Genomic DNA, 16,817 nt, shown 5'->3' on the forward strand with positions numbered 1-16,817 from the left:
TAACGGCCATCCCTGTGATAGCCGTGGCCAAGGAATTGCCCACATTTCGATAGGATTCAGACATGGTTTCAGTTGCTGCGCAGTGGTCGGGAATGTTCCGCATCGAGGTTTCCGAGGATGGTGAGCAACGATTTCTGCGACTGGATACCACTGGTTTCCTGCCACCCTTTACGGATTTGTTGGCCAACCGTGCTGCCATGGCGGCTGGCGTCCGAGCTGGCTGGCGCACTAGCGGCGGCACCCTGAACATTGCTGGCCAGGGCTCGCCGGACTGCGCCCCGTACGACATTCTGATCAACGGCCAGCGCAGCCACCGTTTGCCGGCCGTGGGCCCGCATAGCCACACTGTTGTCCTGGACGGCCTGGAACCTAACTCACTTATCCAGCTGTGGCTGCCGCACTATGGCGACTTCACTCTGGCGCACGCTGTGTTCGACGGCGACAACGTCGCCGCTGCCAGCGACGCCGGTCCACGTTGGCTCACCTATGGCAGTTCCATCACGCACTGCCAGCAGGCTGACGGCCCCACCCAAAGCTGGCCGGCCCTGGTTGCGCGTGAGAATGGCTGGCAGCTGGTCAATATGGGATTGGCAGGGGAATGCCAGCTGGACCCGGTGGCTGCCAACACCATTGCCCAAACCCCTGTTGACCTGATCTCCCTGTGCGTGGGCATCAACAGCTACAACGCAGCAACGTACTCCGAGCGGACGTACGCAGTTACCTTGCAGGGTTTCCTCAGCACTGTTCGCCGCGCGCATCCGCACGTGCCCATAGTTGTCATCACAGCCGTGCTGTCCTTGCCACGCGAAGACAAGCCCAACGCTGTTGGCTGGACCTTGCGCGACTACCGGGCGGCCACAGCCCAGGTGGTCAAGGCTCTCCGGAACAAGGGGGACAGTAAACTGCACCTCATCGACGGCGCCACCGTCCTGACCGAACAAGAGGCCATGAACAGGCTTCCCGACACCCTTCACCCTGACACCGCCGGATACGCCATCATGGCGAAACGCTTGGCACCGCAGCTGGCCGCCGCCCTCCTCTCGAGCGCCTCGTGAACGGGCAGTAGTTGTTGATGTTTGCCTCAAACATCAACAACTACTGCCCGTTCACGAGGCCTAGATCTGCCTCAAAGGAGGCAGCAGCCAAGCGGCCGGTCACAGTTTGCAGGAACCGACCCGCGTCGGCACCATCAACCAAACGGTGGTCGTAGGTCAAGCAGAGATACATCATGTGTCGGATGGCCAGCAGGTCATCACCATCCGGGCCGGTGACCACCATGGGGCGTTTGACGATGGAGCCGACACCCAAAATTCCAACCTGGGGCTGGTTGATGATGGGCGTGTCAAAGAGTGCACCCACCGAACCAATGTTGGTGATCGAGAACGTGCCACCGTTGAGTTCCTCGGCCTTGATGGAGCCGTCCCGGGTGCGGGCAGCCACATCGGCAATGCCGGCGGCCAGACCGGCCAGGTTCAATGAACCCGCATCACGCACCACCGGAACCATCAGGCCCTTCGGCGCGTCCACGGCAAAGGCAAGGTGCTCAGCGTCGTGATAGGTGATGGTGCCGGCAGCCTCATCGAAGGCTGCGTTGAGCATGGGATGCACCTTCAGTGCCTCGGCAACAGCCTGGGCAATGAACGGCAGGTACGTTAACTTCACGCCATGAACTGCCGCAAATTGTGCCTTGGCCTTCTCCCGCAACCGGACAATGCCCGTCACGTCCACCTCGTGCACCTGAGTGAGCTGCGTTGACGTGTTCAGGGATTCGCGCATGCGCGAAGCAATCACGGCACGGATCCGCGGCGCCTTCACCACAGTTCCACGCAAGCCAGTTGTTGCGGCGATGACGGCAGGCGCTGCCGCAGCCCTGACGTCGTCGCCGCGAACGCGTCCGCCAATGCCAGTTCCCGCCACAGATGCCAAGTCGACCTTGAGCTCGCGTGCCAGCTTGCGCACCAGGGGCGTGAAGTAACGTCCCGCCACCTGCGTCGCGACCGGCGGTGCCTTGGTCTCGACAGGCTCGACAACCGGCGGAGCCGGGGTTTCCGTAGGCGACGTCAGTCCCCTGTCCCTCCCAGAACTCGCAAGCTCGTTCTGGGCCCCTCGGGACAGTGGGCCCCTGGCCGAGGCCGTCCGCGGCCGATTGGCCGGAAAGTCGCCGAGGGAATCCCGGTCTGCCGGCGGCTCGACGGCCGCCGTTTCAGCCGCAATGACCGCCAGAACCGCGCCAATGTCAGCGATGTGGTCCTCCGGCACCAGGATGCTGGCAAGGATGCCAGCAAACGGGGACGGGATTTCAGTGTCCACCTTGTCTGTGGACACCTCTACCAGTGGTTCATCGATGGAGACGCGCTCGCCCACGGCTTTCAACCACCGGATGACAGTGCCTTCGGTGACGCTTTCACCCAAGGCCGGAAGCAGCACGGACTCAGACAAGGCTCTCCCGTTCCACTGTGATCTCGCCGCGGCGCAACAATTTGCCGGTGGGTGTCACGAAGTCAACTTCCTGCCCGCGCAGGAAGGTGCGTCGAACCACGCCGGAGAGGGCACGCCCGTCGTAAGGGGTAATCGGGTTCTTGTGCTTGAGCTTGGAGACGTCAACCACGAACGCGTCGTCAGCGGCAAAGACAGCAAAGTCGGCATCGTAGCCCGGAGCCAGCTTGCCCTTCTTGTGCAGGCCAACCAACTCTGCCGGGGCCGTGGACATCCATTTGATGACCTGTTCCAGGGCGATGCCGCGGTGGCGTGCCTCGGACCAGATCAGCGACAAACCAAGTTGCAGCGAGGACACGCCGCCCCATGCCACGGCAAAGTCGCCGTTTTCCAGGTCTTTCAAGTCCAAGGTGCTGGGGGAGTGGTCGGTGACGATGCAATCAATGGTGCCGTCCTGCAGGCCCTCCCACAGCAGCTCCCGGTTGGAAGCCTCACGGATGGGAGGGCAGCACTTGTAAGCGGTGCCGCCGTTGGGAATCTCTTCCGCCATGAGGGTCAGGTAGTGCGGGCAAGTCTCAACAGTCAGCCTGACGCCGTCACGGCGTGCGCTGGCAATCATGGGCAGGGCGTCGGATGAGCTCAGGTGCAGGATGTGCGCCCGGGCCCCAGTCCAGCGGGCCCGTTCAATAACCTCTGCAATGGCCAAGTTCTCCGCGCCGCGGGGGCGGGATGCCAAGAACTTGTCATAGTGGTCGCCTTCGGCGGTGGGCGCCCTGTCGATGGCCCGTGAATCCTCGGCGTGAACAATCATGATGGAGTCGAAGGACTTCAACTCAGCCATGTCCACTTCCATCTCATCCGCGTCGAGGGGCGGGAACTCGTCCACACCCGAGTGCAGCAGGAAGCACTTGAAGCCGAACACGCCGTCGTCGTGCAGGGGGCGCAGATCCGCCTTGTTGCCGGGGATGGCCCCACCCCAGAATCCAACGTCCACAAACGCCTGGTCCAGCGCGACGCTGCGCTTCAACTCCAGGGCTGCAACATTGGTGGTGGCCGGAATGCTGTTCAGGGGCATGTCGATGACGGTTGTCACGCCACCGGCGGCAGCGGCACGGGTGGCGGAGGCAAACCCCTCCCAATCCGTGCGGCCGGGTTCGTTGATGTGCACGTGGCTGTCAACAAGTCCCGGAATCAGGGTTTCATCATCTGCCAGTTCAATGACTTCAAGGCCCTGGAGATTGTTGCCGAAGGGCTCCAAGGCGATGACGACGCCGTCGCGGACACCCACTTCACGCGGCACAATGCCGGCCGTGGTGAGCACGCGCTGGCCGCGAAAAACGAGGTCATAGACGGCGCCGTGCGTGGTGTTATCTTCGGTGCTAGACATAAGAATTCTCCTGTTCGTGGCCGGTGCGGGCCAGTTCTGCGCCAATCAGCGCACCAATCTGGGTAAGTAGACTGCCAGCGTTGTTCATGCAAAGACTGGTGTCGGGTTCAATATCGGTTAGAGCGTGTGTGTGGGCAAAACCGGCGCTTTGAAGAGTCTCAGTGTCCAAGGTGGTGCGTCCGCAGACGGCAACTACGGGAACTCCGGCTGCGCGGGCTGCGGATCCCACACCCATGGGAGCCTTGCCGAAGAGGCTCTGCTCGTCGAGGCTGCCTTCGCCGGTGATGACCAGGTCGGCGCCGTGGAGCCTGTCCGCCAAGCCTGTCAGGCCAAGGACAACGTCAATGCCGGAACGGCGTTTGGCGTTCAAAACGGCCAATGCCGCGTAGCCGGTGCCACCGGCCGCGCCGGCGCCCGGGGCGTCGATGGCATCCACGGCGGCGGTGCCCAGGGCATTGGCCATGATTCGGAAATACCGTTCCAAGGCGTTTTCCAGCTGCACCACGTGTTCCGGGGTTGCACCCTTCTGGGGCCCAAAAATGGCTGCCGCGCCTTCCGGACCCAGAAGTGGGTTGTCCACATCGCTGGCGAGGGTGAAGGCGACCCCACCCAGACGCTTGTCCAAGCCCGTGACATCGATGTTTGTCACGGCGGAGAGGGCCCCGCCGCCGGGCAGCAAATGCCGCCCGGCAGCGTTCTTGAACGTAACACCCAGGGCTGCGAGCATTCCTGCCCCGCCGTCGGTGGAGGCGCTGCCGCCCACGCCAAGCACAATGTCTGTGCAGCCGTGGTCCAGGGCGGCACTGACCAGTTGGCCCGTGCCGAAGGTGGAGGCGGCCAACGGTGACAGCCGGCCAGCTGGCAGCACTGCCAGCCCGGAGGCCGACGCCATCTCAATCACTGCAACATTGCCACGAATGGCGAAGTCTGCTTCCACAGCCTGGCCCGTGGGGCCTTGAACCGTTGCGCTGACCCGGGTAAATCCTGCGGCGACGACGGCGTCAATGGTTCCCTCGCCGCCGTCGGCCACTGGCATCAGCTCAATGTCCAAGCCTTGGTGGGCGGACCGCAAGCCAGCTGCCAGGAATTGGGCAACCTCGGGAGCCGACAAGGACCCTTTGAACTTGTCAGGGGCGAGGATGACTCGCATGAGTCCGTCCTAGCCCTGCAAGGTCAGGATGGCTGTGGGCGCATCCGTGGCGTACTCGGCAATGTCCTCGATCTCGGTGACGTTGTCCAGCTCGGTGCCCATGGAGATGTTGGTGACCTTCTCCAGGATGGCCTCAACAACAACCGGAACCCGGAACTCTTCCATGAGCTTCTTGGCTTCGGCGAAAGCGGCCGCCATGTCCTCGGGGCGCTCAACGCGGATGGCCTTGCAGCCGAGGCCCTCGGCAACCTTGATGTGGTCAACGCCGTAGCCGTTGGTCTCGGGGGAGTTGATGTTCTCGAAGGCCAGGGATACGTGGTAATCCATCTTGAAACCGCGCTGCGACTGGCGGATCAAGCCCAGGTAGGAGTTGTTCACAACAACGTGGATGTACGGCAGGTTGAACTGCGCGCCAACGGCCAATTCCTCAATCATGAATTGGAAGTCGTAGTCACCCGAGAGGGCCACAACTGTCGCTCCGGGCTTGCCGCGGACAACGCCCAGTGCAGCCGGTCCGGTCCAGCCCAAGGGGCCGGCCTGACCTGCGTTGATCCAGCGGCGGGGGCCGAAGACGTGCAGCATCTGTGCACCGGCAATCTGGGACAGGCCAATGGTGGAAACGTAGGTGGTGTCCTGGCCGAAGGCCGTGTTCATCTCCTCGTAGACACGCTGCGGCTTCATGGGCACGTTGTCGAAGTGAGTCTTGCGCTGCAGGCTGCCCTTGCGGGTGGCGCACTCATCGGCCCACTGGCTGTAGTCCGGAACGGTACCCGCCGCCATGCGGTCGCGGGCGGCTTCCAGCAAAACGTCCAGGGCTGCGCCGGCGTCGGACACGATGCCCAGGTCCGGGGAGAACACGCGGCCGATCTGGGTGGGCTCAATGTCAACGTGAACGAACTTGCGGCCCTTCGTGTACGTGTCCAGACCACCTGTGTGGCGGTTGGCCCAGCGGTTTCCGATGCCGATGACGGCGTCGGACTCCAAGAAGGTTGCGTTGCCATAGCGGTGCGAGGTCTGCAGGCCAACCATGCCGGCCATCAGGGGATGATCGTCCGGAATGGAACCCCAGCCCATCAGTGTGGGGATCACGGGGATGGAGAGCAGTTCAGCCAATTCCACCAGGCGCCCTGAAGCCTCGGCGCTGATGACACCTCCGCCGGCAACAATCAACGGGTGCTTGCCGGCCAACAGGATGTCCAAAGCCTTCTCGGCCTGCTTGCGCGAGGCGGCCGGCTTGCTGGGGGTCATCGGCTCGTAGGCGTCGATGTCGAATTCAATCTCAGCCATTTGAACGTCGATGGGCAGATCCAACAGGACCGGGCCCGGACGGCCGGAGCGCATCAAGTAGAAAGCCTTTTGGAAGGCTCCCGGGATCTGGCCGGGCTCCTTGATGGTCATGGCCATCTTGGTCAATGGTGCGGCAATGGTCTCAATGTCCACGGCCTGGAAATCTTCCTTGTGCAGCTTGGCAACAGGAGCCTGGCCGGTGATGCACAGGATCGGCACGGAGTCTGCCCAGGCGGCGTACAAACCGGTGATCATGTCGGTGCCTGCGGGGCCCGAGGTTCCGGTACAAACACCAATGTTGTCCTTGGCTGCGCGGGAGTAGCCGTCAGCCATGTGCGAGGCGCCCTCAACGTGGCGGGCCAGGGTGTGGTTGATGCCTCCGTGGTCGCGCATGGCTGCATAGAACGGGTTGATGGCTGCGCCGGGGAGTCCGAAGACCTCTGTGGCGCCTTCCTTTTCCAGGATCAGAATAGCGGCGTCAACGCTGCGCATTTTAGTCATTGTGTACTCCTTGAAAGTCTGTGGTGGGGCCCTGGTGGGCGGTGCTGCTTGAGGGAGTGGGCTATTTGCGCCCGGAGAGTGCGGCGGCCTGCTTGAAGAGGCCGGAATGGTCAAGGGCGCCGTCGCCCTGGGCCACCATTGCTGAGACGAGCTGTGCAACTGCTGCGCCGAGGGGGACGGTGACGCCGGCTTCGCGGGCGGCTGCTGTGACAATGCCCAGATCCTTGTTGTGGAGGGCCAGTCGGAATCCGGGGTCGAAGTTGCGGTCAAGCATTTTCTGGCCCTTCTGATCGAGGACCTTGGATCCGGCGAGTCCGCCGCCAAGGACCTTCAGGGCGGCGTTGGTGTCCACGCCGTAGGCCTCGAGGAAAACGATTGCCTCGGAGAGTGCCTGGATGTTGACGGCCACGATCAGCTGGTTCGCTGCCTTGACTGTCTGGCCTGAGCCGGAGGGGCCCACATGGACAATGGTTTTGCCCACTGCGCCGAGCACTTCACCGGCGTCGGCGAAATCCTTTGCCTCGCCTCCGACCATGATGGAGAGTACGCCGTCAATGGCGCCCTGTTCGCCACCGGAAACCGGTGCGTCCAAGGGCCGGATGCCCGCGGCGACGGCGTCGGCTGCCAGACGCTTGGAAACATCGGGGCGGATGGAGCTGGCGTCAATCCACAGGGCACCTTTGCGGGCGTTGGCGAAGACGCCGTCGGCGCCGCTGACAACTGCCTCTACGTCGGGGGAGTCCGGGACCATGGTGATGATCGCGTCGGCGTCCTTGACGGCGTCGGCGATGCTGGCGCCGCCCAAGCCGCCTGCGGCAACCAGCTTGTCAATGGCGCCCTGGCTGCGGTTGAAACCGGTGACCGTGTGGCCGGCCGCAACCAGGTTGATGGCCATGGGAAGACCCATGATTCCGAGTCCGATCACTGCAACGTTTGTCATGATGAATCCTTTGGGTGGTGTAAGTGTGTAGGGGAGTTTTAGGCGGGCTGGCGGATGGCCCAGGCGAAGGCTTCTGCCTGCGGTGACTTGTACTCCAGGCCGATGGCTCCCGTGTAGCCAAGTGCGCGGCTGCGGCTGATCCACTCGCCGAGGGGCAGCTCGCCCGTGCCCGGTGCGCCGCGGCCGGGGTTGTCGGCAATCTGGATGTGCCCGAAATCCTTGGCATGCTTTTCAATCACTGCGGCCACGTCGTCGCCGTTGACGGACAGGTGGTAGAAATCGGCCAGCAACTTGACGTTGTCGACGCCGGCTGTCTGGGTCTTGGCGATGACGGCCAAGGCATCAGCGGCTGTTTTGATCGGGTAAGCCGGGGTTCCGGAAACGGGTTCCAGCAAGACGGTTCCGCCAATGCTTGCAATGCCCTGGGCTGCTGCCACTAGGTTTGCCACGGCGAGTTCGTCCTGGGCTTCGGGGCTCTGGCCGTCTTGGCGGTTGCCGTACAGGGCGTTGAATGCCTTGCAGTCAAGTCGGCCGCCGATCCCTGCAACAACATCGATGTTGTCCTTGAATTCGGCGTCACGGCCAATCCAGGAGACCAGTCCGCGGTCGCCGCCCGGCATGTCACCTGCATTGAAGTTCAGGCCCGTCAGCTGCACGCCGGCTTCGGTGATGGAGCGCTCAAACGCGGCGACTTCTGCATCGCTGGGAACAGAGCTGGCAAACGGCCACCAAAATTCGACGGCGTCAAAGCCGGCAGCCTTGGCTGCGGCCGCGCGCTCCAGCAAGGGCAGCTCCGTGAGGAGGATGGAGCAATTCACTGTGTACGTCATCGTAAATCCTTCCGAAGGAACGTCCATGTCCCCTGTGTGCGTCATTCCACATTTTCACTCTATGGAAATTAGTTTCTGCTTTATGAAAAGTTTAGGCAAGGTGGGGCCAGTAGTCAAGAGGGCTTGGAGGGTTTGGGTGGCGCGGGACACAAAAGGCGCCCGGTCCCGCTTTTCGCACCCCGTCAACGGGGTGCGAAAAGCGGAACCGGGCGCCGCGATTGCAGTGCGCTGGCGCTTAGCTGCCGGAGATGGGGCCGCTGCCCAGCAAGCTTCGGGTGAGCGCTGCGCCGTCGTCCATGAGTTGCTTCACGGCACAGGCCAGGTGGGAGTCGCCGGGATCTTCACCCGCCAACGAGGCTGCCACCACTGCCCGCCGGATCAGTTCCTTCGCCAGGGAGGCGGTGGTGCCTGCCGTCTGCGCGGCAGCGGCCGCCAATGCCGGGCTGGAAAAGTTCAGCATGCGTGAATACAGCTGCAACAGCTCCAAACGTTCGTGCTCGGAGGGTAACGGGATCTCCACCGCCAAATCAACCCGGCCGGGCCGCTGGGCCAGCGCCCGCTCCAACATGTCAACACGGTTGGTGGTCAGCACAAAGGCAACATCGGAATCGCTGTCTAGGCCATCCATGGCATCGAGGACCTCAAACAACAGTGGTTGCGGGCCATGGCCAAAACTCCTGTCCTCGGCGATGAGGTCGCAATCCTCCAACACCACAATGGACGGGGCCAGGGCGCGGGCCAATTTGGCGGCCTCCGAAATGCGGGCCAGGGCGCCGCCGGAGAGGAGCACCACTGTGGTACCGGCACTTTGGCTCAACAGGTAGCGCACTGTGTGCGTCTTGCCGGTTCCCGGCGGACCGTAGAGGAGCAGGCCTCGCTTGAGATGCTGCCCGTGAGCCACCAACGCCGGTCCCTGGCGACCTATCCCCAAGGTGTGGTCCTCCACGCGGGCGAGCAGACCGAGGGGCAGGATGACGTCCGCGCGGGCCAGTTCGGGGCGGCGGATAAAGGTCACTCCGCCCATACTGGGGCCGTATTCACTGACTTGGAGGGAAACGATCTGGCCCTTGAACAGGCTTTCGTGTTCCATCCGACGGCGTACCTCGGCCAGGAATTTCGCTGCGGTCTCAGGTGTCGCGGCCATGACCTCGGCGGTGGCGAACTGGCGGCCAAAGGTGGGCTTTGCCTCGCGTTGGAGAACGGCAGCAGCTACGCCGTCGTAGTGGAAAAGGCGCAGTCCCAAGGCAACTGTTTGACGGTGCTCATCCGGGCCAACGGGCTGGTTGGTGTAGTCCGGCGGGGAAAGCGGGAAGGCTGCCTGCATGGCGGCATGCTGGACCATGTCGCTGAGGGACAGGTGGTTGCGCTGTTCACCGCCCCCAATTCCCACAAGGCGGGCCCTTGGGTCGCGGCTGGCGATGGCCTCCAGCAGGATGTCCAAATCCGCCTGACGGTGGGGAGGAGCCTGCTCCACCACTATGGGAAGGTCCACGGGGGCAACACCCAGATGGCTGGACAGCGTTCGCAGCAGCTCATCGCCGCCCTCGACCCGGTCAATACTGGCCAGCGCCAGCTGGGCCAGCGCGCCAAAATCCTTGATGAACATCCCCAGTTTTTCATCCATACGCTGACCCTAACAGGACTGTCAATGCCTCCTGCAGACATTTGCGGGGACAAAAGGCGCCCGCCTGCACCTTCCACACGCCGTTCGTCAACGGGGTATGAAAAGCGCAAGCGGGCGCCTTTTTCGTACCGGCCCCACGCGGTCGTAGTGGCGAGAGAGTTTGGCCGGAAAACTTCCTAGGTGAGGCGGATCTGCCGGTTCATGTCCTTGTACAGCAGGTAGCGGAACTGGCCGGGGCCGCCGGCGTAGCAAGCCTGCGGGCAGAAGGCGCGCAGCCACATGAAGTCGCCGGCCTCCACCTCAACCCAGTCGTTGTTGAGCAGGTACATGGCCTTGCCCTCCAACACGTAGAGTCCGTGTTCCATGACGTGGGTCTCCGGGAACGGGATGACCCCGCCCGGCTGGAACGTCACAATGTTCACCTGCATGTCATGGGCCAGATCGGCAGAATCCGTAAAACGAGTGGTCTTCCAGGCGCCGTCGGTATCAGGCATGGCAGTGGGCTCAACTTCAGCGTCACTGGTCACGAAGGACTTGGCCTCGTAGCCCTCGAGCCGCTCATAAGCCTTGCGGATCCACTGGAAGGAGACCACCTCGTCCGAGATGTTTTCCAGACCCCAGGTGGAACCGGCCGCCAGGTAGGCGTAGCCGCCTTCCTCCAGCGCGTGCAGTTCGCCGTCAAGGGACAGGTTGACCTTGCCCTTGGTGACAAAAACAACGCCTTCAACACCGGGCTCAAATTCGGCCTGGGGTGCGCCGCCACCCGCGCCGATCTCAACGATCAGCTGGGAGAAGGTGGTGGAGAACCCGGAGATGGGGCGGGCGATGATCCACGCGCGGGTCTTGTTGAAGCCCGGCAGGGTGCTGGTCACGATGTCAGTCATGACGCCCTTGGGGATGACCGTGTAGGCCTCCTTGACGATGGCCCGTTCCGTGGTGAGGTGTGTTTGCGGCGGCAGGCCGCCCTGTGGGGAGTAATACTTGCCAGTCATCGTTGACTCCTTACTTGGAAGTGGATAGTGCCAGCCGCGGGTGCGCCAAGACGGTCAGCTGGGGAATGTCGAGTCCTGTCAGTGCCGCAACTTCGTCGGCACCAACGGCGCCGCAGACTACTCCGCGCAGGACGAAATTGGCCAGCGCCTTGGCCGTTGCGGGCTCGTCCATGACGGCACCTGGGGTTTGTTCAACGTAGTTGCGCAAACGGGCAGCCGACGCCGGCAGGCCCTGACGGTAAAACGCGTAGGTGGCGCTGAAGCGGCTGGGCAACTGGGCAGCGTGCAAGTCCCAGCCCTGGTAGTAGCCGCGCTCCAGGGAACGGCGCACCAGGCGGCCGTGCAAGGCCCACGCTGATTCGACGCCGTCGCCCATGGGGATGATATTGGTTGACCCGTCGGAAAGCCGGATCCCGGTTCCGGCCACAGCCAACTGCATGACTTCCTTGGCGAAATCCGCAACCGGGTGTTCCATCGACTGGTACTCCGCGGAAACCTCCAAGGAGGCGCTGTAGTCATAGGTGCCGTAGTGCAGCGCGCTGATTCGGCCAGGAATCTCGTGAGCCAATCGTGCCACCGGAGAGGTGCCGTCCGCGCCGAGGATGAGCTGAGGGGTTTCCACCTGCACCTCAAAACGAAGCCGGCCGGCGGCAAGGCCGTGGATCTGCTCCAGGCGGCTGACGGCAAAGTCCATGGCCCGGACCTGGTCAACCGTGGTGACCTTGGGCAGCGTCAGGACCAACCCGTCGGGCAGCCCGCCGGTCTCCACCAGTGTGGAGACAAACAGGTCAAGGGTGCGGATGCCGCGGGCCCGGGTGGGGGCTTCAAAGCACTTGAAGCGGATGCCGATGAACGGCGGCGCCGTGCCCTGAGAAACTGCCGTGTTCACGGCGCGGGCGGCGGTGATGGCGGCTGCATCCTCCGCATCATCACCGCGATTCCCGTACCCGTCCTCAAAATCCAGGCGCAGATCCTCAATGGGCTCCGCCGCCAACTTGGTTGCGACCCGGGGGGCCACGGCGGCGGCCAGTTCGTCATCCTGGCCCAACAGGGAACCCAGACGCTCCAGCCCGCCGTGGTTGCTGGCCAGGGACCTGGCCTCATGTCCCCAATCAGCGGCAAGGGTGGGAGTGAACTTGTCCGCCGGCACATAGACGGTGTGCACGGGTTGGCGGCTGCCGTCGTCGCCCGGGTAATTGCGGTCCAGCAACGCATCGGTGGCGCTCAGTGAATCTTCAATGTGCGCCAGATCCGCGGCGGAAAGTGAAAGGTGGACAGCCATTTCTAGCCCACCAATTCGTAGGCGGGGATGGTCAGGAAGTCTGTGTAGTCCTCGGAGAGGCAGATGTCCGCGATCAGGTCGCTGGCCGGCTTGTAGTATTTTGCAAACGCTTCTTCGCCAACTTCGCCGCGCAACTTGGCCGTTTCCTCGCCGAGGATCCGCGCCACGAGTTCGCGGGTCACGGTGTTGCCGGTGTCCGAGAGTGTTACTTCGTTGCGGATTTGCTGCCAAACCTGCGAGCGGGAGATTTCCGCTGTTGCGGCATCTTCCATGAGGTTGTGGATGGCGACTGCGCCGTTGCCGGAAATCCAAACAGCCGTGTAGGCGACGGCGACGTAGAGGTTCAGGCGCAGACCTGCCTCGGTGGCATCCCCGCCAGCCGAGGCAACATCCAGAAGCTGATCTGCCGTGACGCTAACCTCGGGGCGCTGCTTGTCCAGCTGGTTGGGACGATCGCCCAGAACGGCGTCGAACACCTCCTGGCAGATGGGTACCAGGTCCGGGTGGGCCACCCATGAACCGTCAAAACCATCATTGGCTTCGCGGGTCTTGTCATTGCGGACCTTGGCAAAGGCGGCAGCCGTGACTTCAGGTTCCCGGCGGTTCGGGATGACGGCAGCCATGCCACCCATGGCGAAGGCGCCACGGTGATGACAGGTCTTGACCAACAGCTCCGTGTAGGCGCGCATGAACGGTGCCGTCATGGCCACCTGGGCGCGGTCCGGCAGGGTGAAGGCGCTGCCTGCGTCGCGGAAGTACTTGATGATGCTGAAGAGGTAGTCCCAGCGGCCGGCGTTCAAGCCCGAAGCGTGGTCGCGCAGCTCGTAGAGGATCTCGTCCATCTCAAAAGCGGCCGGAATGGTCTCAATCAGCACAGTGGCGCGGATGGTTCCCTGGGGAACGCCGAGGTAGTCCTGGGCGAAGACAAAGATGTCATTCCACAGGCGGGCCTCGAGGTAGCTTTCCATCTTCGGCAGGTAGTAGTACGGGCCGTGGCCGTTGGCGATGAGTGCCTTGGCCGTGTGGAAGAAGTGCAGGCCAAAGTCCACCAGTGCACCCGAGGTGGGTTCGCCGTCGACCAAAAGGTGGCGTTCCTCCAGGTGCCAGCCGCGGGGGCGGGTCACCACAACTGACAAGGGAGCGTCCGTGCGAAGACGGTATTCCTTGCCTTCGGCGGAGGTGTATTCCAGGGTGCCCAGGGCGGCGTCGCGCAGGTTGAGTACGGCGTCCACAACATTCGCCCACAGTGGTGTGCTGGCGTCCTCAAGGTCGGCAAGCCACACCTTGGCGCCGGAATTCAGGGCGTTGATGGCCATTTTTGCCGGTGAGGCGGGCCCCGTCATCTCAACGCGGCGGTCGGTGAGTGCTGCCGGGGCGGGGGCTACTTTCCAGTCACCCTGGCGTACCTCAAGAGTTTCCGGCAGGAAATCGAGCTTGCCGGTCTCGGCAACCTTGGCACGCTTGACGCTGCGCTCCGCCAGCAAGTTCTGCCGTGTCGGGTTGAAGCGGCTGTTCAGCGCGGCCACAAAGTTCAGGGCTTCGTCGGTGAGGATTTCCCCTGCCCGGGGAATGGGGGTTGGGTCCGTAACGGTGACGGTTTGCGTGCTCAAGACTGGGTCCTTTCGGTGGTGTTGCTTGCAGCGGCGGCAGCAACTGCAGAAGCGACGTCGCCGGCCACGTGCGGGTCGAAAACGCTGGGAATGATGTAGCTGGCGTTAAGTTCGTCATCAGAGACTCGGTTGGCGATGGCCTCTGCTGCTGCCACAAGCATATTCGGTGTGATGTCCGACACGCCGGCATCCAGGAGTCCGCGGAAGAAGCCGGGGAAGGCCAGCACATTGTTGATCTGGTTGGGGAAATCGCTGCGGCCGGTGGCGACGACGGCGGCGTGCCGGGCTGCGATGACCGGGTCAACCTCGGGCGTGGGGTTGGCCATGGCGAAGACGATCGCGTTGCTGGCCATGGCGGCAATCTGCTCTTCGCCCAAAACATTGGGTCCGCTCACGCCAATGAAGACGTCGGCGTCGGTCATGGCCTCGTGGAGGGTGCCGTCGAAGTTGTCCGGGTTCGTGTTCTCAGCCAACCAGGCGCGGTGCTCATCGATGTGGGTCTCGTTGCGGTGAACGGAACCGTTGCGGCCACACGCCACAATGTTGGTGGCACCCTGGGCGATGAGCAGCTGGATGATGGCGTTGCCGGCAGCGCCGACGCCGGCGACGACGATCTTCACGTCCTGAATCTTCTTCTCCACCACCTTCAAGGCGTTGCGGAGGGCTGCCAGGGTCACGATGGCCGTGCCGTGCTGGTCGTCGTGGAAGACGGGGATGTCGAGTTCTTCGCGCAGGCGCTTTTCAATTTCGAAGCAGCGCGGTGCCGCGATGTCCTCAAGGTTGATGCCGCCGTAAACGGGGGCCATGGCCTTGGCAATCATGATGATTTCCTCGGTGTCCTGGGTGTCCAGGCAGACCGGCCAAGCGTCGACGTTGGCGAACTGCTTGAAGAGCGCGGCCTTGCCTTCCATGACGGGAAGTGCAGCGGCCGGGCCAATGTTGCCCAAGCCCAGGACGGCTGAACCGTCCGTCAGTACTGCGATGGTGTTGCGTTTGACAGTGAGGTTGCGTGCGGCTTCGGGGTCTTCAAAGATGGCCATGCAGACGCGGGCGACGCCGGGGGTGTAGGCGCGGGAGAGGTCGTCACGGTTGCGCAGTGCAACCTTGGGAACGACTTCGAGTTTGCCACCGAGGTGCATCAGGAAGGTCCTGTCGGAAACGTGCAGGACTTTGACGCCGTCGAGTGCGTCCAGGGCTTCCTTGACGCGGTCTGCATGGGCGTCGTCGGTGGTGTTGGCGGTGATGTCAACAACGATGCTTTCGTGGCGGGACTCGGTGACGTCCAGCGCCGTGACGGCCGCACCTGCGGCGGCGACGGCGGTTGCCAATTCGCTGGTGACGGTGAAGTTTGAGGGAGCCATGACTCGCAAGGTAATCGAGTTGCCGGGACTGGGATTCGCCATTGAAATTCCTTCTCTAGGGCCCGGGGAGGGCTGTCGACATTTACGATTGTTTTCGTATTATGGATATTATTATCTATCTGGTGGAATTTCAAGCCCATCGCCAATTTCCCTGCGGTGTGCCGCCATGCGGTAAGTTGGATTATTGAAATATTCGTGTCACCATGCGGATATCAGGCGGCACCATCAAATACCTAGGAGTCGGGCCCATGGCTGCAAAAGCGAGCGGCGGCGTACAGTCCGTGGAACGTGTCTTTGAACTGCTTGAACTCATCACCGAGGCAGGCGGAAACGTGACACTCAGTGAGTTGTCATCTTCGACTGACCTGCCGCTGCCCACCATCCACCGACTGTTGCGAACGCTGGTCTCACTGGGCTACATTCGCCAGCTCCCGAGCCGCCGCTACGCCTTGGGGCCGCGGTTGATCCGCTTGGGTGAAGGTGCCACCAAGCAGTTGGGGGCACTGGCGCAGCCGCAACTGAAATCGCTGGTGGACCAGCTGGGCGAAACAGCCAATATGGCGGTTCTGGATGACGACATGGTCATTTACATCGCCCAGGTGCCGTCCCCGCACTCCATGCGCATGTTCACCGAGGTGGGCCGCCGGGCGCACACACACGACACAGGTGTGGGCAAGGCCCTGCTGGCGCAGCTCGACGACGACGTGGTGCGCGGCATCATCGCCCGCCAAGGGATGCCCCGACCCACCAACAAGAGCATCGGGACCATCGAAGAATTGCTGGCTGACCTCAAGCTCATCCGTGAGCGCGGCTACTCCATTGACGAGGAAGAGCAGGAACTGGGTGTGCGGTGCTTCGCCATGGCTGTACCCAACTCGCCCACACCCACGGCCATCTCCGTCTCCGGTCCCGTGCAACGCGTGGATTTGGCCTTCTCCGAGCGTGCCATTCCGGTGCTGCGCCGGGCCGCTCAGGTGATCTCTGACGAGCTCAACCGGAACTAGTTTTCCGCAGCAACACAAAAGCCCAGCCGCTGATGCAGCTGGGCTTTTGTGTTGCTTGGTGGCGGGAAGCGCGCCATGAATTTCCCGTGCCAGACGGCGTCATGATTTCCCGGTTCAGCACTCTCTATGGATGTGTGGTGCTGCGGACAGCATTGCACTGTCCTGCCCTGCCGTTGTCCCCCAGCGACGGCAGAGCAGCTCCTCGATTGGCCCTAGGAAACGTGAGACCCCTCCTGGGGCTAATCGAATGAAGGCTGGGTCGCTGCCATTCCCCCGATATGGCACCGGCCCAGCCTTCAACCTTTTCACGGGAGGGCGTGGGAGGAGCTGGGGATCAGCCTTCGCCGCCTGTGTTGCCGGTGGTGCCGGCGTTGACGTTGAGGAGGTCGTATTTCGTGGCTGCCTGGATGGCT

General features: G+C 62.9%; 13 protein-coding genes. 2 read left to right on the plus strand and 11 right to left on the minus strand.

Annotated elements, in window-relative coordinates; genetic code table 11:
- Positions 1-62 precede the first annotated feature (62 nt).
- Entirely contained in the window at positions 63-1,055 is a 993-nt protein-coding gene (locus CVS27_RS08890; RefSeq protein WP_103465362.1) for a GDSL-type esterase/lipase family protein, read from the plus strand.
- 40 nt (positions 1,056-1,095) lie between these two features.
- On the opposite strand, the gene CVS27_RS08895 is transcribed toward CVS27_RS08890, so the two are convergent.
- The 11 genes from CVS27_RS08895 to CVS27_RS08945 all read right to left on the minus strand — a co-directional run bounded on the left by CVS27_RS08895 (position 1,096) and on the right by CVS27_RS08945 (position 15,442).
- On the minus strand, positions 1,096-2,439 hold the full coding sequence (locus tag CVS27_RS08895) for a 2-oxo acid dehydrogenase subunit E2 (protein WP_103465363.1): 1,344 nt from the start codon (positions 2,437-2,439) through the stop codon (positions 1,096-1,098).
- Positions 2,432-3,823, minus strand: coding sequence for an allantoinase AllB (allB, locus tag CVS27_RS08900; protein ID WP_103465364.1), 1,392 nt, complete (start codon positions 3,821-3,823; stop codon positions 2,432-2,434). Before allB ends, CVS27_RS08895 begins: the two co-directional genes overlap by 8 nt.
- Complete coding sequence (locus CVS27_RS08905) at positions 3,816-4,973, minus strand: glycerate kinase (protein WP_103465365.1); 1,158 nt, start codon at positions 4,971-4,973, stop codon at positions 3,816-3,818. Before CVS27_RS08905 ends, allB begins: the two co-directional genes overlap by 8 nt.
- Before the next feature lie 9 nt (positions 4,974-4,982).
- On the minus strand, positions 4,983-6,761 hold the full coding sequence (gene gcl, locus CVS27_RS08910) for a glyoxylate carboligase (protein WP_103465366.1): 1,779 nt from the start codon (positions 6,759-6,761) through the stop codon (positions 4,983-4,985).
- Between the two features lie 61 nt (positions 6,762-6,822).
- Positions 6,823-7,701, minus strand: a complete 879-nt coding sequence (locus tag CVS27_RS08915; protein ID WP_103465367.1) for a 2-hydroxy-3-oxopropionate reductase — start codon at positions 7,699-7,701, stop codon at positions 6,823-6,825.
- A gap of 38 nt (positions 7,702-7,739) precedes the next feature.
- Positions 7,740-8,531 (minus strand): hydroxypyruvate isomerase family protein, encoded by a 792-nt coding sequence (locus CVS27_RS08920; RefSeq protein ID WP_103465368.1) that lies wholly within the window; start codon positions 8,529-8,531, stop codon positions 7,740-7,742.
- 235 nt (positions 8,532-8,766) lie between these two features.
- Positions 8,767-10,155, minus strand: coding sequence for an ATP-binding protein (locus CVS27_RS08925; protein WP_103465369.1), 1,389 nt, complete (start codon positions 10,153-10,155; stop codon positions 8,767-8,769).
- A gap of 176 nt (positions 10,156-10,331) precedes the next feature.
- Positions 10,332-11,147 (minus strand): bifunctional allantoicase/(S)-ureidoglycine aminohydrolase, encoded by an 816-nt coding sequence (locus CVS27_RS08930; RefSeq protein ID WP_103465370.1) that lies wholly within the window; start codon positions 11,145-11,147, stop codon positions 10,332-10,334.
- Between the two features lie 10 nt (positions 11,148-11,157).
- The gene (locus tag CVS27_RS08935; protein ID WP_103465371.1) at positions 11,158-12,429 is read right to left on the minus strand and encodes a DUF6986 family protein; all 1,272 of its coding nucleotides are present in this window, start codon (positions 12,427-12,429) and stop codon (positions 11,158-11,160) included.
- Between the two features lie 2 nt (positions 12,430-12,431).
- Positions 12,432-14,039, minus strand: coding sequence for a malate synthase A (aceB, locus tag CVS27_RS08940; RefSeq protein ID WP_103465372.1), 1,608 nt, complete (start codon positions 14,037-14,039; stop codon positions 12,432-12,434).
- Positions 14,036-15,442, minus strand: coding sequence for an NAD-dependent malic enzyme (locus tag CVS27_RS08945; protein WP_103465373.1), 1,407 nt, complete (start codon positions 15,440-15,442; stop codon positions 14,036-14,038). The genes aceB and CVS27_RS08945 overlap by 4 nt, the downstream gene beginning before the upstream one ends.
- A 206-nt stretch (positions 15,443-15,648) precedes the next feature.
- Here CVS27_RS08945 and CVS27_RS08950 point away from each other — a divergent pair, with 206 nt between their 5' ends.
- A complete protein-coding gene (locus tag CVS27_RS08950; RefSeq protein WP_103465374.1) occupies positions 15,649-16,404 on the plus strand; it encodes an IclR family transcriptional regulator in 756 nt (251 codons plus the stop codon).
- Positions 16,405-16,817 lie beyond the last annotated feature (413 nt).

Origin of the sequence: Arthrobacter glacialis (assembly GCF_002909445.1) — a bacterium.
Lineage (GTDB): Bacteria > Actinomycetota > Actinomycetes > Actinomycetales > Micrococcaceae > Specibacter > Specibacter glacialis.

Excerpts from the sequence above, each read along its gene's own strand:
- CVS27_RS08915 (WP_103465367.1), bottom strand. The coding sequence starts at position 7,701 with ATGACAAACGTTGCAGTGATCGGACTCGGAATCATGGGTCTTCCCATG.
- CVS27_RS08925 (WP_103465369.1), bottom strand. The coding sequence starts at position 10,155 with ATGGATGAAAAACTGGGGATGTTCATCAAGGATTTTGGCGCGCTGGCC.
- CVS27_RS08950 (WP_103465374.1), top strand. The coding sequence starts at position 15,649 with ATGGCTGCAAAAGCGAGCGGCGGCGTACAGTCCGTGGAACGTGTCTTT.
- CVS27_RS08920 (WP_103465368.1), bottom strand. The coding sequence starts at position 8,531 with ATGACGTACACAGTGAATTGCTCCATCCTCCTCACGGAGCTGCCCTTG.
- CVS27_RS08930 (WP_103465370.1), bottom strand. The coding sequence starts at position 11,147 with ATGACTGGCAAGTATTACTCCCCACAGGGCGGCCTGCCGCCGCAAACA.
- gcl (WP_103465366.1), bottom strand. The coding sequence starts at position 6,761 with ATGACTAAAATGCGCAGCGTTGACGCCGCTATTCTGATCCTGGAAAAG.
- CVS27_RS08890 (WP_103465362.1), top strand. The coding sequence starts at position 63 with ATGGTTTCAGTTGCTGCGCAGTGGTCGGGAATGTTCCGCATCGAGGTT.
- CVS27_RS08945 (WP_103465373.1), bottom strand. The coding sequence starts at position 15,442 with ATGGCGAATCCCAGTCCCGGCAACTCGATTACCTTGCGAGTCATGGCT.
- CVS27_RS08935 (WP_103465371.1), bottom strand. The coding sequence starts at position 12,429 with ATGGCTGTCCACCTTTCACTTTCCGCCGCGGATCTGGCGCACATTGAA.
- CVS27_RS08905 (WP_103465365.1), bottom strand. The coding sequence starts at position 4,973 with ATGCGAGTCATCCTCGCCCCTGACAAGTTCAAAGGGTCCTTGTCGGCT.
- allB (WP_103465364.1), bottom strand. The coding sequence starts at position 3,823 with ATGTCTAGCACCGAAGATAACACCACGCACGGCGCCGTCTATGACCTC.